The following is a 25,631-nucleotide window of genomic DNA, read 5'->3' as shown; positions in this document are numbered from 1 at the left end:
CGGCGGGGAGAGAGTCCCCCACCGGCCCCGTACGGCCGCCCCGGGGGGCGGCCGTCACTGTGTTACGGGGTCTCCTGGACGGTGACCTCGCCGGAGACGATGCGGGCCTTGGCCGCCTCGATCTGCTCGGAGATGTCATCGATGAAACCACCCGAGGTGGCCAGCTGGACACCCTCCTCGGCGAGGTTGTAGGAGTGCGGGCCGCTCAGCGGCTCGCCGTCCTGGACCGACTTGATCAGGTCGAAGACGGCCACGTCCACGCCCTTGACCACGGAGGTGAGGATGGAGTCCTTGTACTCGGCGAGGCCGGGCTGGACGTAGGCGTCGGAGTCGACACCGATCGCCCAGGCGCCCTCGACACCGGCGACCATCTCGATGGAGCCCTGGCCGGACTGGCCGGCGGCGGTGTAGATGATGTCGGCGCCGCGGCCGAGCATGCCGTCGGCGGTCTCACGGGCCTTGGCGACGTCGTTGAAGCCGGCGTCGTTGTCCTCGTAGAGGTACTGGACATCGACGGTGACGTCGGTGCCCTCGGCGTCGTTGGTGTCGAGCACGCCCTGGACGAAGCCGGCCTCGAACTTGTTGATCAGCGGGTTGTTCACACCGCCGATGAAGCCGACGGTGCCGGACTCGGTCTTCAGCGCGGCGGCGACACCGGCGAGGTAGGAGCCCTCGTGCTCGGAGAAGACCATGCTGTAGACGTTGTCGCCCTCGGCGACGGAGTCCACCACACCGAAGGTGATGTCGGGGTAGTTCGCGGCGACCTTCTCTATGGAGTTTCCGTAGAGGTAGCCGACGCCGATGATCGGGTTGAAGCCGTTCTCGGCGAGGGACGTCAGCCGCTGCTCGCGGTCGGCGTCGGTCTCGTCGTTCTTGGCGGTCATCTCCTTGAACTCGACGCCGAGCTCCTCGGCGGCGCGGTCCAGGCCGCGCGCGGCGGACTCGTTGAAGGAGTGGTCGTCCCGGCCGCCGACGTCGAAGGCCAGGCCCACGCCCGCGTCGCTCTTGCCGGATCCGGAGGAGGAGGTGGAGCTCTCACCGCACGCCGTGGCGGTCAGGGCGAGGGTCGCCGTGACGGCGACCGATGCTGCGAGCTTGGATACGCGGCGCAAGAGGACGATCCCTTCGGTCTGAAAGCGCCTCTTACGGCGCTGTTGCCAGGATCGTAACGCGCGTAGACATGCGGTAAAGACGGGCCAAGGACCCGTTATCAGATCGTCGTGAACGCAACCAGTACGCAACATTGCTCGGTGTGTCAGCACCGGCACCCGGGGCTGCGGCAGAACCCCGGGTACCGGTGGTGTTCACGGGCGCGCGGAGGCGTTCAGGGGCGCTGGGCGGCGTCCAGCAGGGCGGCCGAGGTGAGCAGTTCCACACCGACCCCGATCGCGGACTCGTCCACGTCGAAGTCGCCCTGGTGGATGTCGCGCGGCGCGGCTCCGGGCCGGTCGCCGTCGCCGGGCGGCCTGACCCCGAGGCGGGCCATGGCGCCGGGGACCTGCTCCAGGTACCAGGAGAAGTCCTCGCCGCCCAGGGACTGCTCGGTGGGCTCGACCGCGTCGGCCCCGTACCGGCTGGTCATGGCCGCCGCCAGCAGCGAGGTGACCTGCGGCTCGTTGACCACCGGCGGCACACCGCGGATGTAGTCGATCTCGTACTTGGCCTGGTGCAGCCGCGCGACCTCGCCGACCGCCTCCTCGACCAGGTCCTTGGCGTCCCGCCAGGCGGACAGCTCCAGGCAGCGCATGGTGCCGGAGATCTCGGCGCGCTGCGGGATGACGTTGGAGGCGTGGCCGGTGGCCAGTTTGCCCCAGGTGACGGCGAGCCCGGCGCGGGTGTCGACCCGGCGGGAGAGCAGCGCGGGGACGTCGGTGATGACCCGCGCGGCGGCGGTGACCAGGTCGGTGGTGAGGTGCGGGCGGGCGGTGTGGCCGCCGTCGCCGGACAGCCGGATCTCCAGCCGGTCGCAGGCGGAGGTGATGGGCCCGGACTTGAGCCCGATCTTCCCGGCGTCGACCTTGGGGTCGCAGTGCAGGGCGAGGATGCGGCCGACGCCGTCCAGCACGCCGGAGTCGATGGCGTCGGTGGCGCCGCCCGGCAGCACCTCCTCGGCCGGCTGGAAGATCAGCCGGACCGGCTGCGACAGCTCGCCCCGGGCGGCCAGCCCGGCGAGGACCAGGCCGGTGCCGAGCACCACGGTGGTGTGCACGTCGTGGCCGCAGGCGTGCGCCCGCCCGGGGATGGTGGAGCGGTACGGCACGGTCTTGGTGTCGGGGATCGGCAGCGCGTCGAGGTCGGCGCGCAGCGCCAGCACCGGGCGGCCGGATCTGCCCGCCCGTGCGTCACCGGTGGGGTGGATGTCACATACCAGGCCGGTACCGCCGTCGAGTACGCGTGGTGCGAGACCCGCGCGCTCCAGGCGCTCCTTGATGACGGCGGTGGTACGGACCTCCTGGTGGCCCAGCTCGGGGTGCATGTGGAGATCCCGGCGGACGGCGATCAGTTCGCGCCGCAGGGCATCGCTCAGCACACCGGCGGACTCCGGTGACAGCTGTTGACTCACGCCTCCGACACTATCTCTGTTTCGCCGCTCAACCGGCGCCGATCACGCAAAGTTCACACGCCGGGAACGCGTACGGTCGCAACTGACTGGGTATGACTGTTTTTTATTTCTTCCGGTTCGCGGTGGGCGCCGACGGGAGCCCGGTGTCCTTTGCCTTCGGGAGCCGCGGATGTGAAGCCTCGCCCTGCGGGGGCTCTTGCGGGTTGCCGGAGGCGCCGCCGGGGCCGGCGCACCTGGGCAGCGGTGAGCCGGGCCCGGCGATTCAGCCGCCGCGAGCGCGGCGTGAGAGCCCTCAGGCTTCCGCGGTCACGTCCCGCCCGGCACAGCAGGCGTCGCCGTCCGGGACGGGGCTCTTGCCGGGCTGGTCGGCGTCGGCCTTGACGACGTAGACCTCCCAGGGCTCCTTTCCGGGGCCGTGGACCCACACCTTGTCCTGGAGGGCGTAGCAGCAGGAGGTGTCGTTCTCCTCGAACGTTGCGAGGCCGGCGTCCTTGAGCCGGGTGGTGGCTGCGGTGACCTCCCCGGTGGTGGTGACCTCGACGCCGAGGTGGTCCAGGCGGGTTGCCTGTCCGGGCTCGCCTTCGATGAGGACGAGCTTGAGCGGCGGGGTGGTGATCGCGAAGTTGGCGTAGCCGGGGCGGCGCTTGGCCGGTGCCACCCCGAACAGCTTGGAGTAGAAGAGCACCGACGCTTCGAGGTCGGCGACGTTGAGCGCGATCTGGACACGGGACATGCTGTCTCCCCACAGGTTGCATCGATGTCTGTCGATGCAACCTTGCATCGTGGATCGAAAAACGTCAACATAGAAGCATGTCGAAACAAGAGCTTGTGGTGCTGGGTCAGGACGGCGCCGACGGGTGCTGCCCGGGTCTGCTGACCGCCCCGCTGGACGAAGACCAGGCCGAGACGCTGGCGAAGGTGTTCAAGGCCCTGGGGGACCCGGTGCGGCTGCGGCTCCTCTCGCTGATCGCCTCCCGCGCGGGCGGGGAGGTCTGCGTCTGCGACCTCACCCCCGCCTTCGACCTGTCCCAGCCGACGATCTCCCACCACCTGAAACTGCTGAAGCAGGCCGGCCTGATCGCCTCCGAACGGCGCGGGACGTGGGTGTACTACCGGCTGCTGCCCCGGATGACCGATCAGCTGGCGCGGATCCTCACCCGCCCCGCCGGGCAGCCGCTGCCCGGACCCGCCCCCGCGGGGCCCGCGGCGTGAGCACGGACACTTCGGCGCCGGTGGGGCCGGTGGCCGGGCGGCTGTCGTTCCTGGACCGGTTTCTCGCCGTGTGGATTCTGGCCGCGATGGCCGTCGGCCTGGGCCTGGGCCGGCTTGTCCCCGGCCTGGGCGACGCGCTCGCCGAAGTCACCATCACGGGCGTATCGCTGCCGATCGCGCTCGGACTGCTGCTGATGATGTATCCCGTCCTCGCGAAGGTCCGCTACGACCGTCTTGACACCGTCACCCGCGACCGGCGCCTGCTCATCCCCTCACTCGTCCTGAACTGGGTCGTGGGCCCGGCCCTGATGTTCGCCCTCGCCTGGGTCTTCCTGCCGGACCTCCCCGAGTACCGCACCGGCCTGATCATCGTCGGGCTCGCCCGCTGCATCGCCATGGTCATCATCTGGAACGATCTCGCCCGCGGCCACCGCGAAGCCGCCGCCGTCCTCGTCGCCCTCAACTCGCTCTTCCAGGTGATCGCCTTCGCCGCGCTCGGCTGGTTCTACCTGTCCGTGCTGCCCGGCTGGCTCGGCCTCCAGCAGACCACGCTGGACGTGTCCGTGTGGGAGATCGCCCGCTCCGTACTGATCTTCCTGGGGGTTCCGCTGCTGGCCGGGTATGTCACCCGCCGCATCGGCGAGAGAGCCAGAGGCCGCACCTGGTACGAGACGAAGCTCATCCCCCGCATCGGCCCGTTCGCCCTGTACGGGCTGCTGTTCACCGTCATCGTGCTCTTCGCCCTCCAGGGCGACGCCATCACCTCCCAGCCCCTCGATGTCGTGCGCATCGCGCTGCCGCTGCTGGTCTACTTCGCGCTGATGTGGACCGGATCCATGGCTGTCGGCCGCGCGGTCGGACTCGACTACCCGAAGGCCACGGCGCTGGCGTTCACCGCCGCCGGCAACAACTTCGAGCTCGCCATCGCGGTGGCCATCGCCACCTTCGGCGCCACCTCCGGACAGGCCCTCGCCGGAGTCGTCGGCCCCCTCATCGAGGTCCCCGTCCTCATCGGCCTGGTCCACGTCGCCCTCGCCGCCCGCCGCTTCTTCCCTCAACCCGCTCCGGAAGCCACGCCGAAAGGCCCCGCCCGTGTCTGAGACCAAGCCGTCCGTGCTGTTCGTGTGCGTCCACAACGCGGGGCGTTCCCAGATGGCCGCCGCCTACCTCACCCACCTCGCGGGCGACCGGGTAGAGGTCCGCTCCGCCGGGTCCGCACCGGCCGACGTGGTGAACCCGGCCGTCGTCCAGGCGATGGCCGAGGTCGGCATCGACGTGTCGACCGAGACACCGAAAATGCTCACCACCGACGCGGTACAGGCGTCCGACGTGGTGATCACCATGGGATGCGGCGACACCTGTCCCGTCTTCCCCGGCAAGACATACCTCGACTGGAAACTCGATGACCCGGCAGGGCAAGGCATCGACGCGATCCGGCCCATCCGGGATGAGATCGAGCAGCGCATTCGCGGCCTTCTCACCACCTTGCATCCTCACTGAGGCAGTTGTGGCAGAGCCCCGATGATGTAGCAGCGGCGCCGGGGCAGACGCCGAAACGCAGGGAGGGCCAGCACCCCCGGGCACCGAGCGCGCGGTCGGTTCACCACCACACCTCGCTGGTCACCCGCGGCCGACACCGCCGCCTCCACCTACGCGGGAAGCACGGGGTAGTCGGTGTAGCCGAGGGCGCCGCCGGTGTACATGGCGTAGCGATCGCGTACGGGATTGACCGGGGCCCCGGTGCGCAGCCGCTCGACGAGGTCGGGGTTGGCGAGGAAGGGGCGGCCGAGCGCGACGAGGTCGGCGCCGGCGGCACGCAGCGCTGTGGCGGCGGCCAGGCCGCCGTCCGCCGGGATCCGGTCGGCGGGCAGCACCGGGTTGGCGATGAGGGCGCCGGGCCACAGCGCGCGCAGCCGGGCGAAGAGCGGGTGCGCGGGGTCGGCGAAGGCGAGGTGCAGGTAGGCCGGGCCGGCGCCGGCGGTGGCCTCCAGCAGGGCGGGGTAGAGCGCCTCGGCCTCGGCCTCGGACTCCGCGATGCCGTTGACGGCGTGCAGGGGGGAGACGCGCAGTCCGGTGCGTTCGGCGCCGATGGCGTCGGCGACGGCGGCCACCACCTCGGTGGTGAAGCGGATCCGGGCCGCGACGGTGCCGCCGTAGGCGTCGGTGCGCCGGTTGGTGCCGGTGGCGAGGAACTGGTGCAGCAGGTAGCCGTTGGCGCTGTGCACCTCGACCCCGTCGAAGCCGGCGTCGACGGCGCGGCGGGCGGTGGCGGCGAAGTCGCGGACCGTCTGCCGGATGTCGGCGGCGGTCATCTCGCGCGGGGTGACGGCGGCGCGGCGTCCGGTCGGGGTGTGGAGGGTCTCGGGCAGCGGGAGCGGCGAGGGGGCGATCGGGGTGTGGCCGCTGGTGGCGGGGTGGCCGACCCGGCCGGCGTGCTGGATCTGGAGGAAGAGCGGACCGCCGCCGGCCGCCCGGACGGCGTCGGTGACGCGGCGCCAGCCGGCAGTGTGCCGGTCGGTGTACAGGGCGGTGATGTTCGGGTACGTGTGGCCGACGCGGCTGGGGGCGGACGCCTCGGCGATGATCAGCCCGGCGGAGGCGCGCTGGGCGTAGTACTCGGCCATCAGGGCGGTGGGGGTGCCGTCGGGCTCGGCGCGGTTGCGGGTCATGGGGGCCATGACGAGGCGGTTGGCCAGCGGGTGCGCGCCGAGCCGGGCGGGGGCGAGCAGGTCGGACACGGCGGCGGTTCGGGCGTCGGTGGCGGTACCGGTGTCGGTGGTCATGCCGGTACCGTAGAACTTCTCATCGATGTCAGATTCAAGCCCGGAAGGTGTGACCTGCGTCATGCGTATCGGTGAACTGGCCCGCCGCACGGGAGTGAGCGAACGCTCGCTGCGCTACTACGAGCAGGAGGGCCTGCTCTCGGCCGGGCGGACCCCCGGCGGACACCGGGAGTACGCCGAGGGCGCGGCGGACCGGGTCGCCCGGATCCAGACGCTGTACGCGGCCGGGCTGTGCAGCGAGAAGATCGCCAAGCTGCTGCCCTGCATGCGCGACAGCGACGGGCGGCCGGCCCAGCCGGCGGACCCGTACCTGATGACCGAGCTGACCTGGGAACGGTCCCGCATCGACGGCATGATCGAGGACCTGCGGCGCTCCCGCGCCCTGCTGGACGAGGTGATCGCGAACGCCGCACGTCCGGCGGACGGGCAGCCGTAGCCGCCGCTCCCGTACCCGGCCGGGCTCAGCGCGGCTCCGGCGCCGCGGGGCGCTCGTCCTCCTCCGGGCGCCCCTCATTGAGGGGCGGGGAGAAAGCTCAGTCCGTGGGCGCCGCGCGCCGTGTTGGTGACGGCGGACAGGAAGCCGCTGGCCCGCTCGGTGACCCGGTCCGTGAACCAGCCGGGCGACACGTCGCACACCACGATCTCGGTGCTGGTGTCCGACAGCACCAGCGGCAGGGTGTGCACGACGGTGGAGGGGAAGGAGAGGATCGTGGAGCCGACGGGACCGCGCCGCGCGACCAGTTCCAGCGGCAGGTCGGGCCGGACGATCTCCAGGCCGGCCTCGCGCTCCACCCGGCGCAGCTTCTCGGCGCTCTCCTTGCGGTGCGCGTAGTAGCGGGCCACGCCGTGCCGGTCGGCCAGTTCGGCGACCGCGCTCAGATAGCGGTCCTCGTGCAGCACGCCGGTCTCCACCAGCGAGGTGCCGACCAGGTCGGCGCCCTCGGCGACCCGGGGCGGGCCGAAGCGGTCCCGGGTCCAGGCCAGGGTGTTGGCGGTGACGGCGACGCCCTCGGGGGGATCCACCGGCATCGCGGTGAAGACCTCCACCCCCACCCCGGTGGCCGGGGTGAGCCGCCGCACCGCGCGCTTGGCCACCGGCGCGAACAGCGCGGCGCGCGCCCCGGAGGGTGCGGTGCGGTGCCAGCGCACCAGCCGCTCGCCGCGCGCCAGCTGCGCGGTGAACTCCATGGTGGCGGTGCCGTCGTCCACCACGACCACGTCGCAGCGCCGGGCCATGGACAGCAGCAGCTGGAGGTACCGGGAGAACGGGTCCCCGATCAGCAGCAGCTTCGCCCGGCGCAGCGGCCCGGCGAGGGCGGCCAGGGCGCGGGAGGGCTTGACCGCCCCGCCGCGCGCCTCCTGCCACAGCACGCGGTGCCCCTCGTCCCGGGCCAGCTGGGCCATCCGGCGCAGCTGGCCCCGGGAGATGGGGTCGTGCGGGGGCAGGATGACGACCGTGCGGGCGCCGGGGTGGACGTGGGCCCACTCCAGTATGTTCAGCAGCTGGACCGGGCTCTCGGCGAATGCCAGCGTCTCGTCGGTCGTCATCTTTCTCCGCCCTTCCGTGGGTTGCGGTGGTGCTGCGGGTCAGGCGTTGGCGGGCTCGCGCTCGCCGGTCTCGGCGCCCTCGGCGACGACGCCCTTGACGCGGCGCAGCTTCTTCATGGGGGCCAGCTCGCTGTCGTACACCTTCTTGACGCCGTCGCCCAGGGACTCCTCGATGGTGCGGATGTCGCGCACCATGCGGGTCAGGCCCTGCGGCTCGACGGAGGCGGCCTGGTCCGAGCCCCACATGGCGCGGTCCAGGGTGATGTGGCGCTCGACGAAGACGGCGCCGAGGGCGACCGCGGCGAGGGTGGTCTGCAGGCCGGTCTCGTGGCCGGAGTAGCCGATCGGGACGTTGGGGTACTCGGCCTGGAGGGTGTTGATGACGCGCAGGTTCAGCTCGTCGGCCTTGGCCGGGTAGGTGCTGGTGGCGTGGCAGAGCAGGATGTTCTGCGATCCCAGGACCTCGACCGCGTGCCGGATCTGCTGCGGAGTGGACATGCCGGTGGACAGGATGACGGTCTTGCCGGTGGCGCGCAGGGCCCGCAGCAGGTCGTCGTCGGTCAGCGAGGCGGAGGCCACCTTGTGGGCGGGCACGTCGAACTTCTCCAGGAAGTCGACGGCCTCGGTGTCCCACGGGGAGGCGAACCAGTGGATGCCGTGCTTCTTGCAGTACGCGTCGATGGCGGCGTAGTCGTCCGCGTCGAACTCGACCCGGTGCCGGTAGTCGATGTACGTCATCCGGCCCCAGGGGGTGTCGCGCTCGATGTCCCACTGGTCGCGCGGGGTGCAGATCTCCGGGGTGCGCTTCTGGAACTTCACGGCGTCGCAGCCGGCCTCGACGGCGGCGTCGATCAGGGCGAAGGCGTTGTCCAGGTCACCGTTGTGGTTGATGCCGATCTCACCGGTGACGTACACGGGGCGGCCGGGGCCCACGACGCGGTCGCCGAGCTGACGGAGGCGGTTGCTGGTGGTCATGAGGTGCTGAGTTCCTTTCCGAGGATCCACGAGGCGATCTCGCGGATCGCGCCGTATCCGCCGGGGGCGGTGGTGACGGCGCGGGCGGCGGCGGTGACGACGTCATGGGCGCCGGCGACGGCCACCGGCCAGCCGACGAGGCCGAAGCAGGGCAGGTCATTGACGTCGTTGCCGGCGTAGAGCACGCGTTCGGGGTTGATCCCGTGCTCCTCGCACCACTGTTTGAGTGCGAGGTCCTTGCGGTCGATGCCGTGCAGAACCGGGATGCGCAGCTTGCGCGCCCGGGCGGCGACGACCGGGTTCTGTTCCGTGGACAGGATCAGCAGCGGCAGCCCCGCGCGGCGCAGCGCGGCGATGCCGAGGCCGTCGCCGCGGTGCACGGCGACCAGTTCCCGTCCCTCGGAGTCGATCAGCACCCGGTCATCGGTCTGGGTGCCGTCGAAGTCGATGACGACCGCGTCGATGTCCTCGCGTCCTGGCAGGCGTCCGCCGGTGCCGTCCAGCAGCGGGGCGAGCGCGCGGGCCCGGTCGAGATCGTGCGGATCGTCGATCTCCAGGACGCGGGCGGGGTCGGCGGGCACCAGGGAGGTGCGGCCGAAGAAGCGGTGGCGTTCGGTGCGGAAGCCGGGGGCGCGCATGGCGTACGCGGCGCCGGTCTCCAGCCAGTCCTGCGGGCGGTCCTGGCGGCGCGGCCGGTACGCCTTGTCGTGGTTGACGCCGTGTCCGCCCTGGTCGCTCTCGCGCCACACGAAGCCGTGGAAGGGGGCGGCGGTGAAGGCGGAGTCGGCGCCGCCTTCCAGTACGGCGCGGGTGACGCCGTCCAGTTCGCCGGGGGTGATGAAGGGGCTGGTGCACTGCACGAGCAGGACCACGTCCAGGGGGGTGCCGTCGCGCTGTTCGACGGTGTCCATGGCGTGCAGGACGGCGGCCTCGCTGGTGGCGGTGTCGCCGGAGATCCGCGCGGGGCGTTCGACGACGCGGGCACCCGCCGAGCGGGCCAGGGCGGCGATGCCGGGGTCGTCGGTGGAGACCACGACCTGTCCGATCAGCCGCGCGGCCCGGGCGGCCCGTACGGCGCGGACCACGAGCGGGGCGTCGGCGATGGGCGCGAGGTTCTTCCCGGGCACCCCCTTGGAGCCTCCGCGCGCGGGTATGACGGCCAGGACGTTGGGCATGGCGTCGCTTTCATGGTCGTTGTCGTGGGTGCGGGGCCGGGGGCGCCGGGTGCGGAGGCGGTCACAGCTGCCCCCAGCGGCGGATGATCGGCGCGATGCGCTGGGCCGCCGTGCGGTACGTGGCACGGGCGGCCTGCCGCAGCAGGCGGTGGGTGGAGGCGGGCGCCGCCGTGTCGTGGCGGGCGAGGATGCCGGGCAGATAGCCGGGGGCGGTACGCCGCGTGTAGTACGGGGTCAGCGGCGGGCGCGGCGCGCTCAGCAGGGCGCCCAGCCGCTCGCGGGCCGGGCCGTACGCGTGCTCCGGGTCGGCGGCCAGCCCCTGGTCGGCCAGCCACTCCTGGTCGGGCTCGGGCCGGTACCCGGCGTCGAGTTCGTCCCAGGAGGCCAGGCAGCCCGAGCCGGTGAAGTAGTGGTTGCCCAGCGGCTCGCGGATGCCCAGGTCGGTGAGGATCGCGGTGGGGATGCCCCGGTGCAGGGACTCCAGCGCGGCGGTGGAGGAGACCGTCACCAGCAGGTCGGTGGTGTCCAGGACCTCGCCCATGTTGCCGTAGGCGAGGGAGAAGTTGTCGGGCCGCCGGTCGCGGGCGCGCTCCGCCAGCCGCTGGTAGGGCAGTTCCTCCACGTGCGTGGTCTGTTCGCCCGGCCTGCTGCGCAGCTTGACGACCACCTCGCGTCCGGGGTGCCGGCGGGCGTGCGCCATGGCCCGCTCCAGCAGGTACGCGCGGTCGGCGCGGCTGCCGGGGACCGAGGGCTGCACGGCGAACACCAGCCGGTAGGGGCGGTCCGTTCCCCGCGGGCGCGCGTCGTACGGCTCGCCGCCGAGGAAGGGCAGCGCGCACTCGGTGACGGCGGAGGCGTCGGCCCGTACTCCCTCGTACACCGCGCGGAAGCGGCGTACGTCGTAGGGGCTGTTGGCCAGCACCACGTCGGCGCCGTGCCGCAGCAGCAGGCCGTCGGTGAGCTTCTCGTAGACGACGCCCACGTAGCCGGTGACGACCACGGGCCGCTGCCGGTCGCCCTTCCACACGTCGGCGAGGGCGTGCAGCAGCGCCTGGACGGTGCCGCCCACGCAGGCCAGGATCAGCACCTGGTGGGTGCCGCGGCCCAGTTCGGTCAGGAAGTCGGCGGCCGTGATCTCACGGGCCTCGCCCGCGTCCGCGCCGCTCTCGGCCAGCTGCCGGGCGGTGGGGGTGGCCCGGCCGCGCAGCAGGAAGCCCTGCGGGATCGCGCCGGGGACCAGCCGGCGGGCGGTGTGAGCACCCCATTTCCACCGGGTGTCGGAGTCCGCGAGGACGGCGACGCGGGGCGGGTCGTGGGGGGAAGGACTTGGCACATCAGGGAACCTAGGCAGCGCGCCCCAGGAAGGGGCCAACTGATGACCAACAGAGGGTGAACGGATCGGCACCGTGCGGCCAACTGGGTTACGGGACAGCCCCCGTTCACCTTGCGGTGGGGAGCCGTTCAGCCACGGCGCCGGAAGGTGACGGGGGCGGAGCGGGGCGAGGGGCGTGCGGCGCGGGGCGGCGGCCCGCACGGCCGGGCCCGCGACGCCGTACGCGCCGGGGAGCCGCACATCCGGGTGACCTCGCGATCGCCGCGCCCAGCGGGAGGGGAGGAACAGGTGGGGGCGGTCGACCCACCCGGTTCCTTGCTCCTTGTGGAGGTCGCGATGGTACGTCGCATGTCGGCCATGACGGCGGCGGTGGTGGTGGCGGGGGCACTGATGCTGGCGCTAGCGGCCCCGGCGGTGGCGCGCAGGGCACCCTGACGGTCGGCGGCACCCGGTACACCGATCCCGGTGAGGGCTGCTACCCGGGCACGGTCCGGCCGCTGCCGGTGGTGAACGGCACGGACATCACGGTCCTCGTCTTCGCCACGGAGGACTGCCGGGACCGGGTCCTGGGCACCGTCCATCCCCGCGCCGACGATGTCTTCGACCGGGGAGCGAGCGTCTATGTCCCCGGCTGACCTATGGCCGGCCCCGGCTCCCGGTCACCGCCGAGGTGAAGCGGTGCGGCGCCGGCGGTGAACAGGTCACCCGGGGGCGGTGGCGGGAGCGCCCCGGGGGTGGGCGGGGCCCGATATGTACTCGACGAGGGTGACCAGCGCGTCCATCGAGGAGGCCCGGTCCCGGGCGTCGAAGGTGACGACCGGGGTGTCCTCGGTCAGGTCCAGGGCGCCGCGCAGTTCCTCGGTGGCGTACACCGCGCTGTCCGGGAACTGGTTGACGGCCACGGCGAACGGCAGTCCGCGCAGCTCCAGTTGGGCCAGCACCTCGAAGCTGTCGGCCAGCCGCCGGGTGTCCACCACGGCCAGCGCGCCGAGCGCGCCCTCGGCCAGCCCCTCCCACAGCTCCCAGAACCGCTGCTGTCCCGGGGTGCCGAACACGTACATCACCAGCCGCGAGTTGAGCGTGAGCCGGCCGAAGTCCATGGCGACGGTGGTCATCCGCTTGCCGTCGATGCCGGTGAGGTCGTCGATACCGACCCCGGCCTCGGTCAGCGCCTCCTCGGTGCGCAGCGGCTCGATCTCGCTGACCGAGCCCACCAGCGTCGTCTTCCCGACCCCGAAGGCGCCCACCACCAGGACCTTCACCGCCCGGCGCACCGAGTCCGGCAGATAGCGGTCAGCGGCGGGCGCGGACTCAGCGGAGTCTGCGAAGACCATCCAGAACCTCCTGTAGCAATTCCCTGTCGGGGCGTACCGCCTGCGGGATTCCCGAGCGGGCGATCAGATAACCGCCGTCCACCAGTTCCGATGCGAGCACCTTCACCAGGCTGAGCGGCAGTTGGAGACGGGCGGCCGCCTCCGCGAGGGAGAGCAGCCGCTCGCACATCCGCACCAGGGCTCTGATCTCCCGGGTGGCCGTCACCGGCAGCGGTCCGGCGGTGTCCGCCCGCACCAGAAGTGTCTCCACCCCCATGGTGGTACGGCTCGGACGCGACTTCCCCCCGGTGATCACATAGGGCCGCAGCGCCCTCTCACGGTATCCGCCGTTCTCGCTCATCGGCGATCAGGCGTCCCGTCGCGGGGGCGGGCCGCCGCCGGGACGCACGGCGCCGATCCGCAGAATCTGGGCCTGCATCCGCTGGGCCACCAGACCCGGGTCCACCACCGGCCCGGTGACGGCGGCGAGATGGGTGCCGGCCGCACTGCGCATGAACAGGTAGCCGCCCCTGAAGTCGACCATCTGCTGGTGGACGGCGCCGTCCTCCTCGCCGAAGTCCCGGCCCAGGCTGCGGCCCAGGGACTGCAGCCCGGAGCAGTTCGCGGACAGCCGGTCGGCGCTGTCCCGGTCGATGCCCTCCGAGCAGGCGAGCAGCAGCCCGTCCGAGCTGAACACGATGACATGTCTGACGCCGGGCACGGTGGCCACCTCGGAGATCATCCAGCTCTGCCGCTCGGGGCTTTCGACGTACTGCATGCGCGTTCAGCCTTTCGGGTGGGTGGTGGGGTCGGCGGGGCCGGCCGGGGTTCCGGCGGCGCCGCCGGCGAGGAAGCTCTCCATCCAGTCCCCCGCCTCCTCGGGGGTCTGTTGCGGTTCGGGCGGTGCGCTCCACGGCTGCCGGGGCAGCGACTCGCCGCGGCGGGAGGCGCGTTGGGGCAGTCCTGAGGGGCGTACGGGCGGGGGCGCCGGGTCGTGGCCGTGCCGCGGGGCGGGCTCCGGGGCCCTGGCGTGCCGGGGGGCGGGGCCGGAACGTTCCGGCCGGGGCTGCGGTACGGGCTGCGCACCGGGGCGGGGTGCGGAGCCGGGGCCGGGGCCGGGACGTGGCTCGGGGGCGGAGCCAGAGCCGAGACCGGGTGCGGAGCCGGGGCCCGTGCCGGGGCCGAGACCGGGTGCCGAGCCGGAGCCCTGGACGACCTCCCGGCCGGTCCGCGGCGCGGCGCCGGGCCCCCGGCCGGTCCGCGGACCGCCGCCAGGCCCCGGACGCGGCGCGTGGCCGGGGGCGGGGAGCCGGCCCGGCACCGGGCCGAGCTCCCGCCGGCCCCGGCCGCCGCCCGCGCCCAGCGGCTCCACCGTGGCGAGATCGGACCGGCCGATGAGGATCACCACCCGCACCCCGCCGTACGGCGAGGGCGACAGGTCCACCTGGAAGCCGTGCCGGGCGGCGAACCGCCCCACCACCGCGAAGCCGGTGCGCGGCACCTCCCCCACGTCGGCCAGCGCCACCGGCCGCCGCCCCGAGACGATCTGCCGGGCCCGGTCCATGCGGTACTCGTCCATGCCCAGACCGCCGTCGTCGATCTCGATGACGGCGCCGCGCTGCACGGTGCGCACCATCACCGGGACAACCGTCCTGGGCGGGGAGTGCTCGGTGGCGTTGGCGAGGAGTTCGGCGATCAGATGGATCAGCGGCTCGACGACGCGGGCGGCGGCGCCCACGTCCTGCTCGCCCGCCACCTCCACCCGCCGGTAGGCGACGATCCGGCCCGAGGCGGCGCGCACCACGTCCACCAGGGCCATCGGTTCCTCCCAGCGCTGGCCCGGCCACTCACCGCCGAGCACCTGGAGGCTCTGGGCGTGCCGCGCCTGCTGGGTGGCGGCGTGGTCCACCCACATCGCCGTCTCCAGGATGTCCGGGTCGTGGCCGTGCCGTTCGGACAAGGTGGTGACGGCGGCCTGGATGCGGTGCGCCGAGGTCTGTACGCGGCCGGCCAGCGCCACCATGGCCAGGCGCTGCGACTCCGAGCGGTCCGCGAGCCGTTCGGCGATCTCCGCGACCACCCGTTCGAAGTCCCGCACCACGGTCTCGGGCAGCTGGGCGCGGTACTTGACGGGCGGCACCTCCCGGCCGCGGAAGACCGCGGGCAGCCGTTCCGTCAGCAGGTGCTCGCACTCCTGCCGCAGCAGCGCGGCCTGCTGGTCGGTGAAGGAGCGCCACTGCTTGTCGCGCCGGGCCAGTTCGGCCAGCCGCCGGGCGGTCTCCGCCCGCTGGTGGGCCAGTTCGGCGGCGGTGGCGCGGTGTGCGCGCCACAGGGCGAGCAGCAGCCCGAGCAGCGCCGCGGCGCCGGCGCCGCCCGCCGCCGCCATCGCCCACGGGGACGGGTCGGCCAGCAGTGCGAGGACCGGCGGCGCGGCCGGCGCACACGGCGCGACGACCATGGCCACGGGCCACAGTGCCGAAGTGGACGGAGGACGTGCCATGGAGAGCCTTCACGGTCGTGCGGGAGCGTGCCGCGACCGCCGCGCGGTCACCGCGCGGAGCCGCGAAGTCACCTTTCGTGAGCGGGTGTCAGGCATCGGATCCTATCGACCGGCACGCCGTGCTCCCGCACGGCGCGGCCGGGCCACGTCCGCGCAACTTCCGTACCTCCCGCACAGCTTCCGCCACACCGCGGCGCCCTCAGAAGGTCTCCGAGGGGATGTACGCCCCCCACACCTCCCGCAGGGTGTTGCAGACCTCGCCCACCGTGGCGCGGGCGCGCAGCGCCTCCTTCATCGGGTAGAGGACGTTCGCCTCCGGGTCCTGGGCCGCCGCGCGCAGCGCCGCCAGCGCGCCGTCCACCGCCGGCTGGTCGCGTTCGGCGCGCAGCGCGGCGAGCCGGGCGGCCTGCTGCGCCTCGATGGCCGGGTCCACGCGCAGCGGTTCGTACGGTTCCTCCTCGGCGAGCTGGAAGCGGTTGACGCCGACGACGACCCGCTCCCCCGCGTCCGTCTCCAGGGCGACCCGGTAGGCGCTGCGCTCGATCTCCGTCTTCTGGAAACCCTGTTCGATGGCGGCGACGGCGCCGCCGCGCTCCTCGATCCGCTCCAGCAGCTCCACGGCGGCGTTCTCCACGTCGTCGGTCATCGACTCCATGACGTAGGAGCCGGCGAACGGGTCGACGGTGGCGGTCACATCGGTCTCGTACGCGAGCACCTGCTGGGTGCGCAGCGCCAGGCGGGCCGACTTGTCGGTGGGCAGCGCGATGGCCTCGTCGTAGGAGTTGGTGTGCAGCGACTGGGTGCCGCCGAGCACCGCGCCCAGCGCCTGGACGGCGACCCGCACCAGGTTCACCTCCGGCTGCTGCGCGGTGAGCTGGACGCCCGCGGTCTGGGTGTGGAAGCGGAGCATGAGCGACTTGGGGTTCTGCGCGCCGAACTCCTCGCGCATCACGCGGGCCCAGATCCGGCGCGCGGCCCGGAACTTGGCGATTTCCTCCAGTATGGTGGTGCGCGCCACGAAGAAGAACGACAGCCGGGGCGCGAAGTCGTCCACGGCCATCCCGGCGGCGACGGCGGTGCGGACGTACTCGATGCCGTCCGCCAGCGTGAAGGCGATCTCCTGCGCGGGCGTCGCCCCGGCCTCGGCCATGTGGTAGCCGGAGATGGAGATGGTGTTCCACTTGGGCAGTTCCGCCTTGCAGTAGCGGAAGATGTCCGACACCAGCCGCAGCGAGGGCTTGGGCGGGAAGATGTAGGTGCCGCGGGCGATGTACTCCTTGAGCACGTCGTTCTGGATGGTGCCGGTGAGCCGCTCGGGCGGCACTCCCTGCTCCTCCGCCACCAGCTGGTAGAGCAGCAGGAGCAGCGCGGCGGGGGCGTTGATGGTCATCGAGGTGGAGACCTCGCCCAGCGGGATGCTGTCGAACAGGACCCGCATGTCGTCGATGGAGTCGATGGCGACTCCCACCTTGCCGACCTCGCCGTGCGCGATCGGGGCGTCCGAGTCGTGCCCCATCTGGGTGGGCAGGTCGAAGGCGACGGACAGGCCCATGGTGCCGTTGGCGATCAGCTGCCGGTAGCGGGCGTTGGACTCGGTGGCGGTGCCGAAACCGGCGTACTGGCGCATGGTCCACGGCCGGCCGGTGTACATGGAGGGATAGACACCGCGGGTGTACGGATAGCTGCCCGGGGTGCCGAGTTTTTCGGCTGGATCCCAGCCCTTGAGAGCTTCGGGGCCGTATACCGGTTCGATCGGCTTGCCCGACTCAGACTCACGCGTCATGCCAGGGACTTTAACGAGCGGTGCGCCGCCCGGGGAAGGAGCCGGAGGGGGCGGAGCGGCGTGGAGGAGGAGAGAGTGCGCGGACGGGGCTAGGGGGAAAGCTACCCCGCCCGCGCGAGGGGCCTACCCAGAGGTACGGGGGGGACCTCGGGTCGGCCCGGGGCCGATGACCAGTCGGCCTGCCTCTTACTGCGCCGCGCGCTCGGATTTCGTTACCGGGGCCGGAACGGCGGGTGTCCCGGAGGCCGCCGAGGACGCTCCCCTGGCCTTCTGAGCAGCCGGGGAGGCGGGCAGCGCGGCGCCCGCCGGCTCGTGCTCGGGCCGCTCGGCGACCAGTTGGGCGAGCCGGCGCAGCCCCCGGTGGGTGGCGGTGCGCACCGCGCCGGGGCGGCAGCCCAGCACGACGGCGGCCCGCTTGGCGTCCAGGCCCAGCATGGCGCGTAGCACGACGGCGCCCGCCTGCTCCCTGGGGAGGGTGGCGACCAGGTCGAAGACCCGGGAGGTGGCGACGGCCTCCATGGCGGCCTCGGCGGTGTCCACCCCGGCCGGCAGCTCGATCAGTCCGGCGTCCTCCACCCCGCACTCCTGGGGGCGCCGCCCGCGGGCCCGCAGGTGGTCCAGGGCGCGGTTGCGCGCGATCCGGTGGGTCCAGCCGCGGAACCGGTCGGCGTCGCCGCTGAAGCGCGACAGGTCCCGGGATATGTGCAGCCACGCCTCGGCGGTCACGTCCTCGGCGTCGGGCCCGGTGACCATGGTGCGCACGTAGCCCAGTAACCGTGGATGGACCGCGTGGAACACCTGGCGGAAGGCGCTCTCGTCACCTTCCTGCGCGGCCTGCACCGCGGCGGTGAGCCGGCGGTCCGCCACCGCCGCGCGGTCGGGTCGCCGCCGTGGTTCCCCCACCTGCTCGTGAACCTGCTCCTGCGAGTGAACCTGCGCCTGCACTCCGGCCCCCCTTAGCGGCCTCCACGCCGCACTCTTCGCCGTTCTGTTTCCAGAGCTGGTAACTGTGCGCTGTGGATACCGAACGCTACGCGTCCCGTGCTGCTCAGTCCATGGCGCATCTGTACGTATCCGCTCGGTAACAGAAACCGGCCGTTGCACGCTGTACGAGGTGCGGACCCGAGCCCCGCCAGGCGTGGGTCCGCCGCGGCAGCCGGGGCCTCTCCTGTGGGGGGTGGCGGCCCTGGCTGCCATCGGTGCCCCGGGCGGTCCGCCCGGCACGCCGACCATGATCATTTTCTTGCGGGCCCGAGACTAGCCCACACTCATCCGACGTTATCCACCCGCTGGGTGAACTCCGTCCAGGTGCCGCTGGGTTCCCCGGCGTGCCAGGTCTTCTGCGCCATGGCGGCCAGCGGGAGCCGGATGCCCTCGGCGACCTGCTCGGGGGTCTGGGCGTCGGCGAGGTCGCACCAGATCGCGAAGCGGGCGCCGAGCACGTGCTCCGGGCCGCCCTCGCCCTCGGGCAGCGCGGTCGATCCGCGCACCACGTCGGGCGTCCACTCGTTGTAGATGGCCTCACCCGTGGGGTAGGTGAACTCGTTGGGCTCGCCGAGCACGTAGTAGAGATAGGCCGAGTTGAGGTTGATCAGCGGGAAACCCTGGTCGAGGTACTCCTGCGGCTCGCGGGCGCCGATCTCGCGGCCGGTCCAGTACGTGACCTGCCGGTCCTCACTGGGCTGCACCTTGCCGCCGGCGTGCATGCCGTCGTTCCACACCTGCGGGGTCTTGCCAAGATCGCGGGCGGTCGCGGCGCGGTCGTTGATCCAGCCGGTGGCCAGGTCCCGTACGGTCGCCCCCGCCCCGTACTGCTCCTCGGCGGCCCGGGCCAGGTTCGGGTAGGTGGCTTCGGGGTCGGAGGAGTACAGCGCCGGGTACTCGTCGCCGCCGACGTGGAAGTACTCCCCGGGGAAGAGCGGGGCGTACTCGCGCAGCAGATCGTCGATGAGGGCGGCGGAGTCGGGGTTGGAGATGTCGATGGCGCCCTCGGAGACCGAGCCGTCCGCCCGCTTGAGCTGGAGGTCGGGGTTGGCGTCCAGCACCGCGCCCAGGTGTCCCGGCGAGTCGATCTCGGGGATGACGGTGATGTGCAGGGACTCGGCCAGCTCGACGATCGAGGTGACCTCGTCCTTGGTGAGGTGCTCCTGCGAGACGATCTCGGGGTGGCTCTCGCTCTCGATGCGGAAGCCCTGGTCGTCGCTGAAGTGCAGGTGGAACTCGTTGAGCTTGAGGTCGGCCAGCTCGTGCAGCCGTTCCTCGATCCACTCGGCCGAGTAGAACTTCCGGGCCGTGTCCAGCATCAGGCCGCGCTGCTCGCGGTCGGGGGCGTCCTGGACGGAGCCCTCGGGGAGGCCGCCGTCCGCGCGCACGGACTGCACGAGGGTGCGGGTGCCGTAGAAGGCGCCGGCCCCGGTCTCGGCGGTGATCGTGACCTGGTGGTCACGGGTGGTGAGGGAATATCCCTCGGGGCCCGTTCCTGCGTTCGGGTCAATCGTGAGCAGGACGTCCGAGGCGCGGGCGCCGTCGTCGGCGCGGTCCACGGAGAGCTCGTCGGCCAGCCGGTCGGCGGCGCCGGTGGCGTCCGAGCCGGACTCGGTGACCACCCGGGTGGTGTCGGAGGGGGCCCAGCCGGGGCCGTCGGCCGGCTCCCAGGTGGTGACCTGGGGGACGGTCTGCAGGTCGCCCGTGGGGCCGTCGGCCAGTACGGGGTCGGGAAGATTGGCCGCGGGGGAGGTCTGGGTGGGGTCCGGATGGTCCGAGGCGGTGTCGCCGCCATCGGACCGCTGAGTGACGACAAGTGCCGTCGCGGTGGCTATCAGCCCCACGACGGCGACAATCGCCCATATCCGCCATACCGTGCTTTTCATACACACGACGGTAACCGGATCAGCAGATGCGTCACGCGAAAGGATGAGATCAATGCGCGATTGATCACACCCTAGACCCCGCGTCCGACATGGGGTCCCCCCGTCGATAGCATGGCGGGCGGCCGGTGGACCGTACCCGGCCGGGCCCGACGGAGACCCTTCGACAGACAGGAGTGCCGCCGCAGGCCCCGAATCGCTTCGGAGGGTTCTTCCGTGCCGGCAGGAACGCTGTACCGCGGCCGGGAAGGCATGTGGTCATGGGTGGCTCATCGAGTCACCGGTGTCCTGGTGTTCTTCTTCCTGTTCGTTCATGTCCTCGACACCGCACTCGTGCGCGTCTCCCCCGACGCCTACGACGACACCATCGCCGTGTACAAGACGCCGCTCGTCGCGTTCATGGAATACGGACTGGTCGCCGCCGTCCTCTTCCATGCGCTCAACGGCCTGCGCGTCATCGCCGTCGACTTCTGGAACAAGGGCGCCCGCTACCAGAAGCACATGCTGTATTCCGTGGTGGGCGTCTGGGTCGTGCTGATGGCGGGGGCCGCGTACCCCGTCCTCTCGCACGCCTTCCGTGAGCTGTTCGGGAGCTGATGCACGATGTCTTCCACTGATTCCATCACCGTGGACGAGGGGTACGACGCCGACCACCCCGCCCCGGTCATCGAGCCGCCCCGGGCCCGCACCGGCAAGACGCCCAAGGCCACCCGCACCAACTTCGAGCTGTACGGCTGGCTGTTCATGCGCCTGTCCGGCATCCTGCTCGTCGTCCTGGTGCTGGGCCACCTGCTGATCCAGCTGGTGCTGGACGGCGGCGTCTCCAAGGTCAGCTTCGCCTTCGTGGCCGGCCGCTGGGCCTCCCCGTTCTGGCAGGCGTGGGACCTGATCATGCTGTGGCTCGCCATGCTCCACGGCGCCAACGGGCTGCGGACGATCATCAACGACTACGCGCAGCGGGACAACACCCGTTTCTGGCTGAAGATGCTGCTCTACACGGCGACCGTCTTCACCGTCCTGCTGGGCACGCTGGTGATCTTCACCTTCGACCCGAACATCACCTGACCGCACCGGGGCTGACGAACACATGCAGATCCACAAGTACGACACCGTCATCGTCGGTGCGGGCGGCGCCGGGATGCGCGCGGCCATCGAGGCCACCAAGCGCAGCCGTACCGCCGTACTGACCAAGCTCTACCCCACCCGCTCCCACACCGGCGCGGCGCAGGGCGGCATGGCCGCCGCCCTCGCCAACGTCGAGGAGGACAACTGGGAGTGGCACACCTTCGACACCATCAAGGGCGGCGACTACCTGGTCGACCAGGACGCCGCCGAGATCCTGGCGAAGGAGGCCATCGACTCCGTCCTCGACCTGGAGAAGATGGGCCTGCCGTTCAACCGCACCCCCGAGGGCCGCATCGACCAGCGGCGCTTCGGCGGGCACAGCCGTAACCACGGTGAGGCGCCGGTGCGCCGCTCCTGCTACGCGGCCGACCGCACCGGGCACATGATCCTCCAGACGCTGTACCAGAACTGCGTCAAGGAGGGCGTGGAGTTCTACAACGAGTTCTACGTCCTGGACCTGCTGCTCACCGAGGTCGACGGGGTCAAGAAGACCGCCGGCGTCGTCGCCTACGAGCTGGCCACCGGCGAGCTGCACGTCTTCCAGGCGAAGGCCGTCGTCTTCGCCTCCGGCGGCAACGGCAAGTTCTACAAGGTGTCCTCCAACGCCCACACCCTGACCGGCGACGGCCAGGCGGCGGCGTGGCGGCGCGGACTGCCGCTGGAGGACATGGAGTTCTTCCAGTTCCACCCGACCGGCATCTGGAAGATGGGCATCCTGCTCACCGAGGGCGCGCGCGGCGAGGGCGGCATCCTGCGGAACAAGGACGGTGAGCGCTTCATGGAGAAGTACGCGCCCGTCATGAAGGACCTGGCGTCGCGTGACGTCGTCTCCCGCTCGATCTACACCGAGATCCGGGAAGGCCGCGGCTGCGGCCCCGAGGGCGACCACGTCTACCTGGACCTCACCCACCTGCCGCCGGAGCAGCTGGACGCGAAGCTGCCGGACATCACCGAGTTCGCACGCACCTACCTGGGCATCGAGCCGTACACCGACCCGATCCCGATCCAGCCGACCGCGCACTACGCGATGGGTGGCATCCCCACCAACATCGAGGGCGAGGTCCTGGCGAACAACACGGACGTCGTGCCCGGTCTGTACGCGGCGGGCGAGGTCGCCTGCGTGTCGGTCCACGGCGCGAACCGTCTGGGCACCAACTCGCTGCTGGACATCAACGTCTTCGGCCGCCGGGCCGGCATCGCCGCGGCGGAGTACGCGGCCACCGCCGACTTCGTCGACCTGCCGGAGAACCCCGAGCAGTTCGTGTCCACCGAGGTGGAGCGGATGCGGGAGTCCACCGGCACCGAGCGGGTGCACGACATCCGCCGCGAACTCCAGGAGACCATGGACAAGAACGCCATGGTCTTCCGCACCGAGGAAACGCTCAAGGAGGCCGTGGAGGAGATCGCGGCCCTGCGCGAGCGCTACAAGCACGTCTCGGTCCAGGACAAGGGCCGGCGGTTCAACACCGACCTGCTCGAAGCCCTGGAGCTGGGCAACCTCCTGGAACTGGCCGAGGTCCTGGCCGTCTCCGCGCTGGCCCGCAAGGAGTCCCGCGGCGGCCACTACCGGGAGGACTATCCCGACCGCGACGACGTCAACTTCATGCGGCACACCATGGCTTACCGCGAGGTCGACGCCGAGGGCAACGAGTCGATCCGGCTGGACTACAAGCCGGTCGTCGTCACCCGCTACCAGCCGATGGAGCGTAAGTACTGATGGCCACCCCGACACTGGACAAGGTGTCCTCCCCCGGGCAGGACGCGAGTCACCTCGTCACCGTCACCTTCCGGATCCGCCGGTTCAACCCGGAGGTCTCGGCCGAGGCGAGCTGGCAGGACTTCGAGATCCGCATCGATCCGAAGGAGCGCGTCCTGGACGCCCTCCACCAGATCAAGTGGGAGAACGACGGCACCCTGACGTTCCGCCGCTCGTGCGCCCACGGCATCTGCGGCTCGGACGCGATGCGCATCAACGGCCGCAACCGGCTGGCCTGCAAGACCCTGATCAAGGACATCACCGAGATCAAGGACGGCGTGGCCACCAAGCCGGTCCTGGTCGAGGCGATAAAGGGTCTGACGGTCCTGAAGGACCTCGTGGTCGACATGGACCCGTTCTTCCAGGCGTACCGCGACGTGATGCCGTTCCTCATCACCAAGGGGAACGAGCCCACCCGCGAGCGGCTCCAGTCCGCCGAGGACCGCGAGCGGTTCGACGACACCACCAAGTGCATCCTGTGCGCCGCGTGCACCTCCTCGTGCCCGGTGTTCTGGAACGACGGCCAGTACTTCGGCCCGGCGGCGATCGTCAACGCGCACCGCTTCATCTTCGACTCCCGGGACGAGGGCGGCGAGCAGCGCCTGGAGATCCTCAACGACCGCGACGGTGTGTGGCGTTGCCGCACCACCTTCAACTGCACGGACGCCTGCCCGCGCGGTATCGAGGTCACCAAGGCCATCCAGGAAGTGAAGAAGGCCCTGATCACCCGCCGCTTCTGAGCTGAGCGGGACGGCAGAGCCGTTCGACCGTGACGGGCCGGGCCCGGCATCCACACCCTGTGGACGCCGGGCCCGGCCCGTTCCATGCTCCGGACCACCGGCCGCGTCACCGCGCCCCCAGCCACAACCCGGCCGCCACACCGCTGAGGGACAGCACCCCGGCGATGGTCACGGCCGCGACCGCGTTGACGGCGGTCTCGTACCCCCGCGCGAACCCCGACGCCCCGTGCGTGGCGGCGGTCGGCTCACAGGGCTCGGGCTCAGCCCCCCGCACCCACCGCGCCAGCCGCACCGCACACGGTTCGCAGGCATGGAACGGCCGGCTCCGCCCGAACCCGACGACCGGTCCCAGCCACATCACCAGTACCTCACCCCGACCGCACATCAGGCACTCCCCCTCCTCCGCCCACCCGGAGATCACGTCGGTCTGCACCCACACCTGCGTCGAGACGTTCACAGCGCGCACCGGAACCAGACGATCTTCCCGGCGCACCGAACGGTCCGCTCACACCCGAACGCGCACGCCATCTCCCGCAGCATCCACAACCCGCGCCCACTTTCGGCGTCCCAGGCGGGCGCCCGGTGCCCCAGCACCGGCAACCGCACCGACCGGTCGAAGACCTGCACCGTGACCTCCACCCCGATCCGCGTCATCCGCAGATAGCAGCGCGGGTTCTCGACATGCTTCGCCACATTGCCGAGCAACTCACTGACCCCCAACCGCACCAGATCCACGGCGTCCCGAGACCCGCCCCACATCGTCAGCACATCTCCGACCACGGACCGCCAGTGCTTGATCTCTATGGGGCGGGCCATCACGGACTGTCCATACACGCTCTGGCCGTACGCGGCTCGCACGGAACTCGTCATGGGGCCTCCCTGCCCGAGTCGGCTGACCTCGTGTGACATCGCAAGTGCGCTGCGTCAGCGGGTTCATGATGTTCAGAGTCCCAGCCGGACGTCAAGCCATAGAATGGCAGCCTGCCAAAACTTGGCATCGCATTCACTTGATGGAGTGATGGCCGATCAAATGGGCAGGACCGCGCGCTACGCTCAACTGCGCCTTGACTCAACGGAGGTGGAAATGGCGGTCGTTGCCAGCGGAAGTCCGCTGACCGCACGACGCAAACTCGGCGGGGAGCTTCGCCTGCTACGAGACGGCTTCGGTCTGACGACCGAGGATGTCGCGGCCCATCTCAGGTGTCACGCCACCAAGGTCAGCCGCTTCGAACTGGGCAAACGATCAGTGACACGGCGCGACTTCGAGGCCCTGATGGAGTTGTACGAGGTCGATGAGGACGAGCGTGCCAGGCTCACCGAGTACATGATCCGGGGCAAACAGCGGGTGCCACCGTGGTGGCACGCGTACAGCGACGTTCTCACCGTGAACTACAGCGAGTACATCGCGTACGAAGCAGAAGCGGCACGTGGTGCCGAGTATCAATCGCTACTCATCCCTGGACTGCTCCAGACCCAGGACTATGCCCACGCGGTCACCGAGGGTGGATACGCATCACTCGGTCCCAACCAGGTGGACAGCCTCGTCGACGTGCGAATGCGCCGCCAACAGCGGCTGACCGAGGACGAACCCCTCATTTTCGAGGGGGTGATGACCGAGGCCGCGCTCCGCCTCCAGGTCGGTGGCGCCAAGGTGATGCGGGCCCAGCTCCAAAAGCTGGCACAGACAGCCGAACTGCCGCACGTCAGCATTCGGATCATCCCGTTCACGGCTGGTGCGAAGGCTGCCGTAACCGGCGGCTTCAGCTTGTTCGGGACCGACGCCGACTCTGACGCGGATGTGGCCTTCACCGAGTCTGCGGAGAGCGCCACCACGCTGAAGGACAGCCCGATGGTTCTTCGGTTGCTCAACCGACAGTTCCGCAGCTTGTCCACCGCCGCACTGTCGCAGGAGGATAGCCGCGACCTGGTGCGACGTATCGAGAAGGAACTGGACTGAG

Annotated in this window: 27 protein-coding genes; 10 read left to right on the top strand and 17 right to left on the bottom strand. The window is 71.3% G+C overall.

Features of this window, described 5'->3' with window-relative positions:
- Positions 1–62: 62 nt before the first annotated feature.
- The 3 genes from ACTFAP_RS18310 to ACTFAP_RS18300 all read right to left on the bottom strand — a co-directional run bounded on the left by ACTFAP_RS18310 (position 63) and on the right by ACTFAP_RS18300 (position 3,296).
- Entirely contained in the window at positions 63–1,112 is a 1,050-nt protein-coding gene (locus ACTFAP_RS18310; protein ID WP_390117704.1) for a BMP family lipoprotein, read from the bottom strand.
- Between the two features lie 212 nt (positions 1,113–1,324).
- A complete protein-coding gene (locus tag ACTFAP_RS18305; protein ID WP_495681553.1) occupies positions 1,325–2,563 on the bottom strand; it encodes an amidohydrolase in 1,239 nt (412 codons plus the stop codon).
- Positions 2,564–2,855: 292 nt separating this feature from the next.
- Positions 2,856–3,296 carry an ArsI/CadI family heavy metal resistance metalloenzyme gene (locus ACTFAP_RS18300; RefSeq protein WP_495681552.1) on the bottom strand — a complete coding sequence of 147 codons (441 nt, stop codon included), beginning with the start codon at positions 3,294–3,296 and terminating at the stop codon, positions 2,856–2,858.
- Positions 3,297–3,373: 77 nt separating this feature from the next.
- Here ACTFAP_RS18300 and ACTFAP_RS18295 point away from each other — a divergent pair, with 77 nt between their 5' ends.
- The 3 genes from ACTFAP_RS18295 to ACTFAP_RS18285 are packed head-to-tail and all read left to right on the top strand — an operon-like array spanning position 3,374 to position 5,275.
- A complete protein-coding gene (locus ACTFAP_RS18295; protein ID WP_500466880.1) occupies positions 3,374–3,775 on the top strand; it encodes an ArsR/SmtB family transcription factor in 402 nt (133 codons plus the stop codon).
- Positions 3,772–4,875, top strand: coding sequence for an ACR3 family arsenite efflux transporter (gene arsB / locus ACTFAP_RS18290; RefSeq protein ID WP_500466879.1), 1,104 nt, complete (start codon positions 3,772–3,774; stop codon positions 4,873–4,875). The genes ACTFAP_RS18295 and arsB overlap by 4 nt, the downstream gene beginning before the upstream one ends.
- The gene (locus ACTFAP_RS18285) at positions 4,868–5,275 is read left to right on the top strand and encodes an arsenate reductase ArsC (RefSeq protein WP_500466878.1); all 408 of its coding nucleotides are present in this window, start codon (positions 4,868–4,870) and stop codon (positions 5,273–5,275) included. The genes arsB and ACTFAP_RS18285 overlap by 8 nt, the downstream gene beginning before the upstream one ends.
- 149 nt (positions 5,276–5,424) lie before the next feature.
- Here the strand turns inward: ACTFAP_RS18285 and ACTFAP_RS18280 are convergent, their stop codons facing one another.
- Complete coding sequence (locus ACTFAP_RS18280; RefSeq protein WP_500466876.1) at positions 5,425–6,558, bottom strand: alkene reductase; 1,134 nt, start codon at positions 6,556–6,558, stop codon at positions 5,425–5,427.
- 61 nt (positions 6,559–6,619) lie between these two features.
- On the opposite strand from ACTFAP_RS18280, the gene ACTFAP_RS18275 reads away from it, so the two are divergent.
- The gene (locus ACTFAP_RS18275; protein ID WP_500466875.1) at positions 6,620–6,994 is read left to right on the top strand and encodes a MerR family transcriptional regulator; all 375 of its coding nucleotides are present in this window, start codon (positions 6,620–6,622) and stop codon (positions 6,992–6,994) included.
- A gap of 74 nt (positions 6,995–7,068) precedes the next feature.
- On the opposite strand, the gene ACTFAP_RS18270 is transcribed toward ACTFAP_RS18275, so the two are convergent.
- The 4 genes from ACTFAP_RS18270 to ACTFAP_RS18255 all read right to left on the bottom strand — a co-directional run bounded on the left by ACTFAP_RS18270 (position 7,069) and on the right by ACTFAP_RS18255 (position 11,589).
- Positions 7,069–8,106 carry a hypothetical protein gene (locus ACTFAP_RS18270; protein WP_495681546.1) on the bottom strand — a complete coding sequence of 346 codons (1,038 nt, stop codon included), beginning with the start codon at positions 8,104–8,106 and terminating at the stop codon, positions 7,069–7,071.
- A gap of 39 nt (positions 8,107–8,145) precedes the next feature.
- Entirely contained in the window at positions 8,146–9,081 is a 936-nt protein-coding gene (locus ACTFAP_RS18265) for an N-acetylneuraminate synthase family protein (protein ID WP_500466874.1), read from the bottom strand.
- A complete protein-coding gene (locus ACTFAP_RS18260) occupies positions 9,078–10,256 on the bottom strand; it encodes a cytidylyltransferase domain-containing protein (RefSeq protein ID WP_500466873.1) in 1,179 nt (392 codons plus the stop codon). Before ACTFAP_RS18260 ends, ACTFAP_RS18265 begins: the two co-directional genes overlap by 4 nt.
- 61 nt (positions 10,257–10,317) lie before the next feature.
- Positions 10,318–11,589 carry a DUF6716 putative glycosyltransferase gene (locus ACTFAP_RS18255; protein WP_500466872.1) on the bottom strand — a complete coding sequence of 424 codons (1,272 nt, stop codon included), beginning with the start codon at positions 11,587–11,589 and terminating at the stop codon, positions 10,318–10,320.
- 506 nt (positions 11,590–12,095) lie between these two features.
- Here ACTFAP_RS18255 and ACTFAP_RS18250 point away from each other — a divergent pair.
- Entirely contained in the window at positions 12,096–12,224 is a 129-nt protein-coding gene (locus tag ACTFAP_RS18250) for a hypothetical protein (RefSeq protein ID WP_500466871.1), read from the top strand.
- A 66-nt stretch (positions 12,225–12,290) separates the two neighbouring features.
- On the opposite strand, the gene ACTFAP_RS18245 is transcribed toward ACTFAP_RS18250, so the two are convergent.
- From ACTFAP_RS18245 to ACTFAP_RS18215, 7 genes are all read right to left on the bottom strand, one after another.
- The gene (locus tag ACTFAP_RS18245) at positions 12,291–12,923 is read right to left on the bottom strand and encodes a GTP-binding protein (RefSeq protein ID WP_500466870.1); all 633 of its coding nucleotides are present in this window, start codon (positions 12,921–12,923) and stop codon (positions 12,291–12,293) included.
- Complete coding sequence (locus ACTFAP_RS18240) at positions 12,901–13,263, bottom strand: DUF742 domain-containing protein (protein ID WP_030728787.1); 363 nt, start codon at positions 13,261–13,263, stop codon at positions 12,901–12,903. Before ACTFAP_RS18240 ends, ACTFAP_RS18245 begins: the two co-directional genes overlap by 23 nt.
- A gap of 6 nt (positions 13,264–13,269) precedes the next feature.
- Positions 13,270–13,680 (bottom strand): roadblock/LC7 domain-containing protein, encoded by a 411-nt coding sequence (locus tag ACTFAP_RS18235; protein WP_390117715.1) that lies wholly within the window; start codon positions 13,678–13,680, stop codon positions 13,270–13,272.
- Between the two features lie 6 nt (positions 13,681–13,686).
- Positions 13,687–15,360: an ATP-binding protein gene (locus ACTFAP_RS18230; protein WP_500469490.1), complete on the bottom strand. Its 1,674-nt coding sequence runs from the start codon at positions 15,358–15,360 to the stop codon at positions 13,687–13,689.
- A 241-nt stretch (positions 15,361–15,601) separates the two neighbouring features.
- Positions 15,602–17,185 carry an acyl-CoA mutase large subunit family protein gene (locus ACTFAP_RS18225; RefSeq protein WP_500466869.1) on the bottom strand — a complete coding sequence of 528 codons (1,584 nt, stop codon included), beginning with the start codon at positions 17,183–17,185 and terminating at the stop codon, positions 15,602–15,604.
- Positions 17,186–17,371: 186 nt separating this feature from the next.
- Entirely contained in the window at positions 17,372–18,052 is a 681-nt protein-coding gene (locus ACTFAP_RS18220) for an RNA polymerase sigma factor (protein WP_500469488.1), read from the bottom strand.
- 401 nt (positions 18,053–18,453) lie between these two features.
- Positions 18,454–20,055, bottom strand: a complete 1,602-nt coding sequence (locus ACTFAP_RS18215) for a family 20 glycosylhydrolase (protein WP_495681540.1) — start codon at positions 20,053–20,055, stop codon at positions 18,454–18,456.
- A 213-nt stretch (positions 20,056–20,268) separates the two neighbouring features.
- Here ACTFAP_RS18215 and sdhC point away from each other — a divergent pair, with 213 nt between their 5' ends.
- From sdhC to ACTFAP_RS18195, 4 genes are read left to right on the top strand one after another with little or no spacing between them, the layout of a single operon-like run.
- Positions 20,269–20,649: a succinate dehydrogenase, cytochrome b556 subunit gene (sdhC, locus tag ACTFAP_RS18210; protein WP_078635258.1), complete on the top strand. Its 381-nt coding sequence runs from the start codon at positions 20,269–20,271 to the stop codon at positions 20,647–20,649.
- A gap of 6 nt (positions 20,650–20,655) precedes the next feature.
- The gene (locus ACTFAP_RS18205) at positions 20,656–21,117 is read left to right on the top strand and encodes a succinate dehydrogenase hydrophobic membrane anchor subunit (protein WP_390117723.1); all 462 of its coding nucleotides are present in this window, start codon (positions 20,656–20,658) and stop codon (positions 21,115–21,117) included.
- Positions 21,118–21,139: 22 nt separating this feature from the next.
- On the top strand, positions 21,140–22,894 hold the full coding sequence (gene sdhA, locus ACTFAP_RS18200) for a succinate dehydrogenase flavoprotein subunit (protein ID WP_500466868.1): 1,755 nt from the start codon (positions 21,140–21,142) through the stop codon (positions 22,892–22,894).
- The gene (locus tag ACTFAP_RS18195; protein ID WP_390117727.1) at positions 22,894–23,673 is read left to right on the top strand and encodes a succinate dehydrogenase iron-sulfur subunit; all 780 of its coding nucleotides are present in this window, start codon (positions 22,894–22,896) and stop codon (positions 23,671–23,673) included. The genes sdhA and ACTFAP_RS18195 overlap by 1 nt, the downstream gene beginning before the upstream one ends.
- A 106-nt stretch (positions 23,674–23,779) precedes the next feature.
- Here the strand turns inward: ACTFAP_RS18195 and ACTFAP_RS18190 are convergent, their stop codons facing one another.
- Positions 23,780–24,130 carry a hypothetical protein gene (locus ACTFAP_RS18190; RefSeq protein WP_500466867.1) on the bottom strand — a complete coding sequence of 117 codons (351 nt, stop codon included), beginning with the start codon at positions 24,128–24,130 and terminating at the stop codon, positions 23,780–23,782.
- On the bottom strand, positions 24,127–24,543 hold the full coding sequence (locus ACTFAP_RS18185; protein ID WP_500466866.1) for an ATP-binding protein: 417 nt from the start codon (positions 24,541–24,543) through the stop codon (positions 24,127–24,129). The genes ACTFAP_RS18190 and ACTFAP_RS18185 overlap by 4 nt, the downstream gene beginning before the upstream one ends.
- A gap of 148 nt (positions 24,544–24,691) precedes the next feature.
- On the opposite strand from ACTFAP_RS18185, the gene ACTFAP_RS18180 reads away from it, so the two are divergent.
- Positions 24,692–25,630: a helix-turn-helix domain-containing protein gene (locus ACTFAP_RS18180; protein WP_500469487.1), complete on the top strand. Its 939-nt coding sequence runs from the start codon at positions 24,692–24,694 to the stop codon at positions 25,628–25,630.
- Position 25,631: the final 1 nt, after the last annotated feature.

It is taken from the genome of Streptomyces sp. PH9007 (assembly GCF_059813725.1).
Note: the sequence above shows the minus strand (reverse complement) of the source record. Positions and strands in the feature narration are given on the sequence as shown.